Genomic DNA, 1,307 nt, shown 5'->3' on the forward strand with positions numbered 1-1,307 from the left:
TTCAAATCCTTCCAGCTTCTTTGCCACTGATCTGCATACAATGCTGAGTGTACTCGGCAGTTCCAAAGAGCCATCTGGTCGCAGGCAGACAAAGGAGATTTCTTTGTAATCTGTCGGGACTTCCTGTGTTCCGTCAAGATGATAGTATTCATAATATACCCTGTTTTTCACATGCACTTCTTTGTAGTAATTGCGGTGATATAATTCGCCATACTGCATCCGGTTTTTGAGCTGTTCTTTTCTGGCAGCTTTCAGTATTTCAGTCAGCGTATCTCCAAAATCAACAATCCTTACTTTTTTCCGTTTCGTTGGTCCGATAATATTTTTGTGTTTCATGCCGTCGTAGCGGATACTGCGTTTTATGGTCAGGCATTGTTCCTCAAGGTTAATGTCCTGCCATGTAAGACCACAGGTTTCCCCGATACGGAGCCCGGCATAATACGCAATTTGAATCGGAAGAATAGCAGGTGGATTTTTCTTTTCCAGATACTTGATAAGCCGTTCATAATCCTCATGTGAAATCGGCTGTGTACCTTCTTCCACTTCATCATCGGAAAAGAGGTCAACTTCCTCTGCCTGCTTTTTCAGCTTAATATACTGCATCGGATTGAAACTGATTAACTGTTTTGGAAATACTGCAAAACGGAATGACTGCTGTAACACTGCGGAAAAAGAATGGATATAATCTTTGCTGTATCCCTTTTTTACTTTCCCGTCTGGAAACTCACCACCGAATGTAAGCAGATCAAGAAATGCCTGTAAATGTTCGGCAGTAACTGTTTTCAGTTTGCGGTCTGCAATCGGGTGTTTTTTGATACATCGGATTGCACCAAGATAATTTTCCACTGTACCGTTGCTGAGTGTCCCAGTTTTCAGTTCTTCTTCTGCCCACATATCCAGAAGTTCCCCTACGGTAAGATTATCTGCCTTTGCAACAAACTTCTTATCTTCGTAGTCTTCCAGTGCCTTGCGGAGAAGCTTTTCCGTCTCACTTTTACTTTCGGTTCCGGCGTATTCTTTCTGAACCATTTTACCGCTTGCATCTTCTACATAGAAACGATAGTACCATTTTTTTCCTTTTTTTCTAACAGATCCTTTTGCCATAATCGTATGTCTCCTTTCGATATCAGACAATCGGAACTGCTGAAATGCTTCTTGCGTGTAGGCATCTTATGGACAAGTCCATAAGCCAATTCGCCGCTCGTCAAATCTGTAAACAGCTTGACTCGCTTGCGCTCATTGTATCATAACTCCGATTATCTTACTATACCGATTCAGAATCGTCATACATAACTTCGGATAAAAGA

1 protein-coding gene is annotated in these 1,307 nt (G+C 41.8%); it reads right to left on the minus strand.

The features are described 5' to 3' along the window. Positions 1–1,104: tyrosine-type recombinase/integrase (locus tag PG840_RS16480; RefSeq protein ID WP_270613897.1), on the minus strand; the 1,104-nt coding region annotated here is incomplete at its 3' end. Positions 1,105–1,307: the final 203 nt, after the last annotated feature.

Source organism: Coprococcus sp. AM97-35, assembly GCF_027697525.1.
Lineage (GTDB): Bacteria > Bacillota > Clostridia > Lachnospirales > Lachnospiraceae > Allocoprococcus > Allocoprococcus comes.